8 protein-coding genes and 1 pseudogene are annotated in these 9,629 nt (G+C 57.0%); 8 read left to right on the forward strand and 1 reads right to left on the reverse strand.

Going from position 1 to position 9,629, the window contains the following annotated elements:
• Positions 1–160: 160 nt before the first annotated feature.
• Positions 161–1,099: an ROK family protein gene (locus LARV_RS10065; RefSeq protein WP_075073514.1), complete on the reverse strand. Its 939-nt coding sequence runs from the start codon at positions 1,097–1,099 to the stop codon at positions 161–163.
• Positions 1,100–1,182: 83 nt separating this feature from the next.
• Between LARV_RS10065 and LARV_RS10070 the strand changes: the two genes are divergently transcribed.
• The 8 genes and pseudogenes from LARV_RS10070 to LARV_RS10105 form a co-directional block, all read left to right on the forward strand.
• A complete protein-coding gene (locus tag LARV_RS10070; RefSeq protein ID WP_075073515.1) occupies positions 1,183–2,529 on the forward strand; it encodes a gluconeogenesis factor YvcK family protein in 1,347 nt (448 codons plus the stop codon).
• Positions 2,530–2,608: 79 nt separating this feature from the next.
• Positions 2,609–3,661 (forward strand): type I glyceraldehyde-3-phosphate dehydrogenase, encoded by a 1,053-nt coding sequence (gap, locus tag LARV_RS10075; RefSeq protein ID WP_075073516.1) that lies wholly within the window; start codon positions 2,609–2,611, stop codon positions 3,659–3,661.
• Positions 3,662–3,743: 82 nt separating this feature from the next.
• Positions 3,744–4,922, forward strand: coding sequence for a phosphoglycerate kinase (locus LARV_RS10080; RefSeq protein WP_075073517.1), 1,179 nt, complete (start codon positions 3,744–3,746; stop codon positions 4,920–4,922).
• A 77-nt stretch (positions 4,923–4,999) separates the two neighbouring features.
• The gene (locus LARV_RS10085) at positions 5,000–5,446 is read left to right on the forward strand and encodes a heme-binding domain-containing protein (protein WP_075073518.1); all 447 of its coding nucleotides are present in this window, start codon (positions 5,000–5,002) and stop codon (positions 5,444–5,446) included.
• A gap of 105 nt (positions 5,447–5,551) precedes the next feature.
• Complete coding sequence (rpsT, locus tag LARV_RS10090; RefSeq protein WP_075073519.1) at positions 5,552–5,815, forward strand: 30S ribosomal protein S20; 264 nt, start codon at positions 5,552–5,554, stop codon at positions 5,813–5,815.
• Between the two features lie 172 nt (positions 5,816–5,987).
• The gene (gene argS, locus LARV_RS10095) at positions 5,988–7,754 is read left to right on the forward strand and encodes an arginine--tRNA ligase (RefSeq protein ID WP_075073520.1); all 1,767 of its coding nucleotides are present in this window, start codon (positions 5,988–5,990) and stop codon (positions 7,752–7,754) included.
• Positions 7,755–7,839: 85 nt separating this feature from the next.
• On the forward strand, positions 7,840–9,162 hold the full coding sequence (locus tag LARV_RS10100) for a cyclic 2,3-diphosphoglycerate synthase (RefSeq protein WP_075073521.1): 1,323 nt from the start codon (positions 7,840–7,842) through the stop codon (positions 9,160–9,162).
• A gap of 125 nt (positions 9,163–9,287) precedes the next feature.
• Positions 9,288–9,629, forward strand: a pseudogene (locus LARV_RS10105) (GTPase ObgE); the annotation flags it as partial.

Consider the following 9,629-nt stretch of genomic DNA (forward strand, 5'->3'; position numbering starts at 1 on the left):
CCCTTAATTAATGAAATAGCTTCATCACGGGCTGGCCTGTTCATTATATCAAATCCCCAAGCCTGAAAATAGAGTGAGATATCCATGGCCGGGGAGGAGGAAAGGCATATAAAAAACCAGGGCTAAAGAGTTAGCCCTGGTGAACCTGCCTGAGTCTTGATCAGATGTGATCGTCCATTTTGGCCAATGCCAGCGCGCCCATCAGGCCGCAATCATCCCCCAACATGGCGTTGACGATCTGGAGATCTTTGACATATTCGGGCGAAATGACGCGTTCGTTGAGGGCAATCCGCATCGGCGCCAAAAGCATTTCACCGCTCTTGGAAACACCGCCGCCGATGATCACGATGGATGGATTGAATAAATGCAGGAAATCAGCGAGCGCGTGACCGATGTAGGTGCCGGCTCTCTGGATGGCTTTGAGCGCCAGTGGGTCGCCCTGGGCAGCCGCCTGACTGATTTCTTTTGCGGAGGGATGCGGTCCTTTGAGGAGCGTCGAGGCAGCGCCGGCCGCCAATTTTTCGGCGACATAATTCGAAATGCCCGTTCCGGAGGCCAGGGCTTCGAGGTGACCGCGCTTGCCGCAGCCGCAGATTGGACCGTTTGGTTCCACCGTAATGTGGCCCAATTCGGCCGCCAACCCTCGCGCCCCCTGCAGCAAGCGATCGTTGTTGACGATGCCGCCGCCGATTCCGGTGCTGATGGTCAGATAGAGAACGTGGTGGAAACCCCGTCCGGCGCCAAACCGCCATTCGCCCAACGCGGCCAGGTTGGCATCGTTGCCGACAAAAACCGGAACATCGAAGCGATCTTCCAGGATCTGACGCAAGGGCAGGCCGTTCCAACCGGGTATGTTGGGAGTGACGTAAATGATGCCCATTTCGGGGTCGACAAAGCCAGGCGCCGCAGCGCCTATGGCCCGGACATGGCCCCGGGTTGGCCATAATTCGCCGATCAAACCCGTGAGTCGATCGACGGCTGTTTCGCCAGCCGCCTGTGTGGGAATGCGCTTTTGCTGAATCATCTCCCCACTGGCTGCATCGAAAGTTGCTACGCGGAGCTGGGTTCCGCCAATATCGCATGCAATAAGTGCTTCCATAACGGCTCGATTATAGCATTAATAAACAATTAATCGTGAATATCTGTTGACGCTCTCCGAAAAGCCCATTATGATTCAACAGTATGCGACGTAGTCAAAACTCCACCAAGCGTAGCTTTCTCAACCGCATAGGCGAATGGTTCCAGTGGCTGCTTCCCGGCCTGGGTGTGAAACGCTGGCTGTTGGTGATCCTGATCGGCACCACGCTGGTCGGTCTGGGTTTCGCAGTATCGATTTTGGACCTGTACCGCAATGCACCAGGAACCTGGTGGGGGCCGATCCTGCGTCTCCTTTCACTGCAGCGCCTGGACCGGGCCTTTCGGGCGTTGATATTTGGCGGATTCGGTCTGGGGACGATCCTGTTTGGAATTTGGGGCCTGAACCGGGCTTTACTCAAGCCGTTCGTCCGCCCCGGAAAAACGATCCTGGAAACCGTCACAGCGTATCGCAAGAAAGAGCGCGGACCGCGTATCGTTGTGATCGGCGGCGGCACCGGGCTTTCGGCGCTGCTGCGCGGGTTGAAGGCATATTCCAGCAACCTGACCGCGGTCGTCACCGTGGCGGATGACGGCGGTTCTTCGGGCGAACTGCGCAAAAGCCTGGGGATTCTGCCGCCGGGTGATATTCGCAACTGCCTGATCGCGCTTTCAGAAGACGAAGCGTTGCTTTCACAGGTCTTTCAATACCGTTTTGCGAATGCGGGCAATCTGAGCGGTCATTCGTTTGGAAATTTGTTCATCAGCGCGTTGACTGAAATTACGGGCAGCTTCGAGGAAGCCGTGGCCGAATCGGGCCGGGTTCTGGCGGTCCAGGGGCAGGTCCTTCCGGCCACCCTGCACGATGTTCGCCTGGTGGCGGATATCACCGTGCCGTTGAAAAACCGCGATGTCCACGTCAAAGGCGAGAGTTCGATCCCAAAGGCAGCCGGTCAGGTGCGCCGGGTCTGGTTGGAGCCGAGCAATCCCCTGGCTTTTCCACCGGCCATCCAGGCGATCTTGAACGCCGATCTGATCCTGGTCGGGCCGGGCAGCCTGTACACCAGCCTGCTGCCGAACCTGTTGGTGCCGGATCTGGCAGCTGCGCTGCGCGCGAGCCGGGCGTTGAAGTTCTATATCTGCAATGTTGCCACGCAGCCTGGAGAAACAGACGGTTTTACCTGCGGCGCGCATGTACATACCATCGAAAAGCATATGGGAGGGCCGGTTTTCGACCTGATCCTTTGCAATGATCGCCAGGAAGGCAATCTTCCCGAATCAATCGACTGGACGCGTCTGGAACCCGAATTGAAGGAGCAATATTCGGTTTACCAGACCGATCTGGTGGATGTCGAGAATCCATGGCGGCACGATTCGTTAAAGCTGGCGCGTACGATCATGGATTTGTATAATGAAAGGACCGGCCCTTTGGCTGGACGTGATGACAGCTTGTGAAAAAAACAACAAATTGCGTATATTGCCATGCTGAGAACATGGTAAAATCAGAATGTTTACATATCTTGGAGGTGTATCCATGACGATCAAAGTAGGCATCAATGGTTTCGGCCGTATCGGCCGGCAAGTCTTGAAGGCCATCAAGCAGCGCTATCCAGGTGAGTTGGAAGTGGTTGCGATTAATGACCTGTTCGATTCAAAAACCAACGCACATCTGTTCAAGTACGACTCGAATTATGGGATCTATCCGGGTGAGGTCGAAATCGATGGAAATGATCTCCTGATCGACGGCAAGAAGGTCAAGGTATTCGCCGAGAAGGATCCGGGCGCACTGCCCTGGTCGAGTCTGGGTGTGGATATCGTGATCGAATCGACCGGCCTTTTTACCGACGCCAACGGTGATCCGGCCAAGGGCAGAGCAGGCGCCCGCGTGCACATCGAAAAAGGCGGCGCCAGGAAGGTTATCATCAGCGCCCCGGCCAAGAACGAAGATATTACCATTGTGATGGGCGTCAACGACGATAAGTACGATCCCGCCAAGCACAACGTTCTGTCCAACGCTTCCTGCACCACCAACTGCCTGGCTCCGGCGGCCAAGATCGTAAACGACCTGTTCAAGATCCAGTACGCCACCATGACCACCATCCATTCGTATACGAATGATCAGGTCATCCTGGATCAGGGTCACCGCAAAGAATTGCGCCGCTCCCGCGCCGCTGGCCTGAACATCATCCCGACCACCACCGGGGCTGCCAAGGCAGTCGCGCTGGTAATCCCCGAACTGAAGGGTAAGTTCGACGGCTATTCCCTGCGCGTTCCTACCCCCACCGTTTCGATTGTCGATTTCACGGCCACCATTGAAAAAGCCACCACCAAAGACGAATTGAACGCGGCCTTCCTGGAAGCTTCCAAGGGCGCCCTCAAGGGCATTCTGGGTGTCACCCATGGTCAATATAACGACCCGTTGGTATCGATGGATTTCAAAGGCGATCCCCGCTCCTCGATCGTCGATCTGCCCAACACCATGGTGATGGGCGGCAACCTGATCAAGGTCGTAGCCTGGTACGATAACGAATGGGGCTATTCCTGCCGCACTGCCGATATGGCAGCGATGCTGGCCAAGTCTCTCTAACCTGCGATAAAGTATGATCCAGTAATGCGTAATCTGCCGCAAGTCTCAGATTACGCATTACGTTTATCAAGAGGAGGGTAGGATGTTCAGTAAAAAAACCATTCGAGATATTGATGTCAACGGGAAAAAAGTATTCGTGCGCGTGGACTTCAATGTTCCCATCAAAGACGGTAAAGTTGGCGATGATACCCGTATTCGCGCGGCGCTGCCCACCATCCAATACCTGCTGGAGCACGGCGCAGCCGTCATTCTGGCTTCGCACCTGGGACGCCCCAAGGGTGGACCCGATCCCAAGTACAGTCTGAAACCCGTCGCGGATTATCTGGCCGGTCTGTTGGGCAAACCGGTGGCCTTCGCTGAGGACTGCATCGGGCCGGCTGCAAAAGCCGCCGCCGCGGCGCTGAAACCGGGCTCCGTGCTGGTGCTGGAAAATACCCGCTTCCACGCGGAAGAAGAAAAGAACGACCCTGAGATGGCCAAACAACTGGCCGCGCTGGCGGATATTTACGTCAACGACGCCTTTGGAACCGCGCACCGCGCCCATGCCTCCACAGAGGGTATCGCTCGCATTTTGCCGGTTGCAGTGGCAGGCTTTTTGATGGAAAAAGAAATCCAGTACCTGGGCCAGGCCATTGCCAATCCCAAGCGCCCGTTTGTTGCCATTCTGGGCGGCGCCAAGATCAGCGACAAGATCGGCGTCATTCGCAATCTGCTCGAAAAAGCGGATGCAATCCTGATCGGCGGCGGGATGGCCAACACCTTCTTCAAGGCACAGGGTTATCCGGTTGCGGATTCGTTGGTCGAAGACGAAGCGCTCGAAACGGCAAAAGAAATGTTAGCGAAGGGTGGCAACAAGCTGCGTCTGCCCTTCGATGTGGTCATTGCCAACGCCTTCGACGCTGCGGCTGAGTCCAAGGTGATGCAGGTCGGCCCGATTCCGGAGGGCTGGCGCATCTTGGACATCGGCCCGGAAACCGTCAAGGCATACAGCAAGGTGATCGCCGGCGCCGGCACGGTGGTGTGGAACGGCCCGATGGGCGTGTTCGAGCTGCCGAAGTTCGCCGAAGGCACTTTTGGTATCGCCCACGCCGTGGCTGCCAGCAAGGCGATCAGCGTGGTCGGCGGCGGCGACTCGGTCGCGGCCATCCAGCAATCCGGCCTGGCGGACAAGATCACGCATATCTCCACCGGCGGCGGCGCTTCGTTGGAAATGCTCGAAGGCCTGGAACTTCCGGGTGTGGCGGCGCTCAACGACCGCTAAACTTCAGGTTTAGACCCCGTCTGAGACGCCGAGAAGGCTTCGGCGTCTCTTCTCTTTTTTTACACGAAAGGTGCCCGATGGTAAAGAAATCTCTTCCCGCATGGATCAAATGGGCGTCTCTCCTGATCGGCGCATTTCTCCTGATCCAGTTGATCCCTTATGGTAAAGCGCATACCAATCCACCTGTGACCGGCGAGCCGAAGTGGCAGGATGCAGCCACGGCCGACCTGGTGAAGCGCGCCTGTTATGACTGCCACAGTAATGAGACCGTCTGGCCGTGGTACAGCAGTGTTGCGCCGGCCTCCTGGCTGATTCAGCACGATGTGGATGAAGCCCGCCAGATCGTGAATTTTTCGAATTGGAACGCCATGAGCGGAAGGGATGTCGACAGGATTACGAGAGTGATTCAGGAAGGCGAGATGCCGCCGATCCAATTCACGCTCATTCACGCGGAAGCACGTCTCTCGAATCAGGAAAAAGCGCAATTGATCTCGGGCCTGTCGAACAGCCTGGCTGCTCGATAGATCAGCCGGCCGCGGATTTTGAAAAAGGCTGGACAAAAGTCCCGCCATCGGGTAAAATCTGTGTTCGCAATCATACGCACGAGATAGAGTTCTGGAGGAAGGGCTTTGGCTAACATTAAGTCTGCGATTAAGCGCAATAAGCAAAATGAAAAGCGCCGTCTGCGCAACCGCTTTTACCGCGGCGCTGCGCGCACGCTTGTTTCTAAGGCAAAGAGCACGATTGTGACCGGCGAAGCGGAGCCATCCAAAGCCGCCGTGGCTTTGGCCATCGAAGCGTTGGATAAAGCCGCCGCGCAGGGTGTCATTCACAAGAATAACGCTGCTCGCCGCAAAAGCCGCCTGATGAAGCGCTTTAACAGCCTGGCGTAATCATCCGGCTGGATCCTCGTTCACGCGAGGAACTGAAATTACAGCAATATAGCGGGAGCCGCTTAAGCTCCCGCTATTGTTGTCGTATCCCCAGCGGGAAATCCCTCGGATTGGGTTCGTGTTATAATCGGCATTCGTAGTCATTCTTATCGATACATCGGGGAGGATCGGAATGTTTGAACTTGAGCAGAAGCGCATCGAAGACCAAATCCGCGCTTATTGTGCGGATTCTGGTTTGCCTGAGCCCAAACTTCAATGGTCCTCGATCCCGTTCAGCGGACACTGGGGGATTTCCACCTCGTTTTTTCAACTGGCCGCGCAGGAAGCGCGTGAAAAAGGCCTCAAGGGCAACGTAGGCGAGCGGGCGCAGGCGATTGCCAGCGGCGCCGCTGCAGTGTTGGGCTCTCCCGAGGGCTTCGAACGTCTGGAAGCCGTGCGCGGTTACCTTAATTTGTATTTTTCGACCGCAGAATACACCCGGCGCGTGCTGGATACCGTTCTGACCCAGGGTGATGCGTTTGGGTGCGGTAAGCCAAAGGGAGAGCAGGTGATGGTCGAATTCTCCCAACCCAATACGCATAAGGCTTTCCACGTGGGCCATCTGCGCAGCGCCATCCTGGGGGATGTGCTGGGCCATATTCTGGAAGCGGCCGGTTATGATGTGGTGCGCGCCAATTATCCCGGCGACATCGGCCTGCACGTCATCAAGTGGATGTGGAACTATATGAAGTTCCACATGGGTGAAAAACCGCAGCAGGATATCACGCGCTGGATGGGCGACCTGTACAGCGAAGCCAGCAAACGGCTGGAGGCCAACCCGGACCTGGAAGCCGAGGTGCGCGAGGTCTATTCCCGCTGGGACAAACAGGACCCCGATTTGGTGGCGCTGTGGAAGGAAACCCGCCAGTGGTCGCTGGACGGCTTCAAAGAGATGTACGAGCTGCTGGGCATCCACTTCGACGTGTACTACTTCCAAAGCATGGTCGAAGAGAGCGGCAAGCAGATGGTGGCCGATTTGATCGCCCGCGGCATTGCCAAGGACGAGCGCCCGGACGGCGCGGTGATCGTCAAGCTGGATGAACTGTTGGGCCTGACCAAAGAAAAGTACCGCGTGATGGTGGTTCTGCGCTCGGATGGCACGGCCCTGTACGCGACCGAGGACCTGGCCCTGGCGGCCCGCAAATTCGCGGATTACCCCAATCTGGCGCGCTCGCTATATGTGGTCGATGTACGCCAGTCGCTGCACTTTCAACAGGTCTTCAAAACCCTGGAACTGGCCGGTTTTCCCTGGGCGACGCGCTGCCAGCACATCCCCTATGAACTGGTGACGCTGCCCGGCAATGTGGCCATGGCCTCCCGCGAAGGCACTGTGGTGCTGCTGGAGGACCTGGTGCGGGAAGCAACCGCGCGGGCGCTGTCCATCGTTCAGACCAAGAATCCGGAACTCTCGGCCGAAAAGCAGCTTGAAATCGCGCAGGCGGTCGCTCTGGGCGCCATCCGCTACTCGATGATCTCGCGCGAGAACACCAAAGTGGTAACCTTCGATTGGGAAGCCGTGCTGAACTTCGACGGGCAGGCCGCGCCCTATATTCAATATGCCTACGTCCGGGCCGGCAGTATCCTCCGCAAGTGGGGCAAAGAAATGCCTCCCTCGGCTCTTCCGGCTTACGAACTTTCGCCAGCCGAAGTACAATTGGTGGAGGTAATTTCGCGCTTGCCAGGCGAGATCCAGACGGCGGCAAACGATTATCGACCGATGACGTTGTCCAACCTGGCCTACGATCTGGCCAAAGCGTTCAACGATTTTTACAACCAGTGCCCGGTCCTGCAAGCCGAGCCAGCCGTGCGCGATGGCCGCCTGCGTTTGGTGGCGGCGGCTCGCCAGGCCATTGGAAATGCCTTGAATGTGTTGGGCGTCATCGCCCCCCAGGCGATGTGAAAGGGCGCCATCGTCCCTTAGGCGATGTGAAGGGCACCATCGTCCCCTTGGCGATGCTCATAACATTTTCGTAGGAGACTTTTGTATGACCCCAATTCGTACCTTGATCATGGGTGCCGCAGGACGCGATTTCCATAACTTCAATGTCTTTTTCCGGGATAACCCGGATTATGAAGTTGTGGCTTTTACGGCCACTCAGATCCCCAATATCGATGATCGCCGCTACCCAACCGAACTGGCCGGCAAATTGTATCCGAAAGGCATTCCGATCTATCCCGAAAGCGACCTGCTCAAACTGATCGCTGATCTGAAGGTCCAGCAGGTCATCTTTGCCTATTCCGATCAACCGCATGAGGTTGTGATGCACAAGGCCTCCATCGTCAATGCGGCTGGCCCTGATTTCCGCCTGATGGGCCTGGAAAGCACGCAGGTTAAATCGACCAAACCGGTTGTCTCGATTTGCGCCGTTCGCACCGGTTCCGGCAAGAGCCAGACCACCCGCCGCGTTTCCCTGATCCTGCGCGACATGGGTTATCGCGTGGCCGCCATTCGCCACCCCATGCCATACGGCGATTTGGTCAAGCAGCGCGTGCAGCGCTTCGCCACCTACGCCGACCTGGACCGACACGAGTGCACCATCGAAGAGCGCGAGGAATACGAACCGCACATCGATAATGGCGTGATCGTCTACGCCGGCGTCGATTACGAAGCCATCCTGCGCCAGGCCGAGCAGGAAGTCGACATCGTCCTCTGGGACGGCGGAAATAACGATTTCTCCTTCTACAAAGAAGATCTGGCCATCGTGGTTGCCGACCCGCACCGCCCCGGTCACGAAGTTCGCTATTACCCTGGCGAGACCAATATCCGCCACGCGGACGTGTTCGTGATCAACAAAGTCGACACCGCCCAACCTGAGAACGTCATGACCGTTCGCAACAACCTGAACGAACTCAATCCGAAGGCGATTGTCATCGAAGCGGCCTCTCCTCTGTTTGTGGACAATCCGGAAGCGATCCGCGGCAAGCGCGTGCTGGTTATCGAAGACGGCCCGACGCTGACCCACGGTGAAATGGCCTACGGCGCTGGCTGGGTGGCTGCCCGCCGCTTCGGCGCCGCTGAGATTGTCGATCCGCGTCCGTTCGCAGTCGGCAGCATCATCGATACCTACAAGAAGTACCCGAACACCGGCGCGATCCTGCCTGCCATGGGGTACGGCGCCGAGCAGATGAAGGACCTGGAAAAGACCATCGACCGCGCCGATGTGGACCTGGTCATTTCGGGTACACCCATCGACCTGAACCGCGTCATCAAGATCAAGAAACCGATGCAGCGCGTGCGCTATGAACTGCAGGAGATCGGCAAGCCCACGCTGGAAGACGTTTTGAAGGCCAAGTTCGGCAAGAAGTAAGCCGTTCAGCCAACTGAAGACCATCAGGGACCGGCCAATACCTGCCGGTCCCTTTCGTTCCTGATATAATTTCGGTTGCGCGAAATTGCTCAAGCGGGCGCGAATGGAATAAAGGATAGGAAAATATGTTCATCGATCAATCTAAAATATTTGTGCGCTCAGGCAAGGGCGGAGATGGTTTCGTGCACTTTCATCGCGAAAAATTCGTGCCTCGCGGCGGTCCGGACGGCGGTGACGGCGGTCGGGGTGGAGATGTGATCCTCGAGGTCAGCTACTCCATGAACACCCTGGCGACTTTCCGGCACAAATCGCGTTTCATCGCTGAAGAGGGCGCGAAGGGCGGAAAGAACAACATGACCGGCAAATCGGCCGAGAACCTGATTGTAAAGGTTCCGGCGGGTACGCTGGTTTATGACGACGCCAGCGGCCAATTGCTGGGCGATCTGGTGGAAAAAGGCCAGCGCCTG

It is taken from the genome of Longilinea arvoryzae (genome assembly GCF_001050235.1).
Taxonomy (GTDB): domain Bacteria; phylum Chloroflexota; class Anaerolineae; order Anaerolineales; family Anaerolineaceae; genus Longilinea; species Longilinea arvoryzae.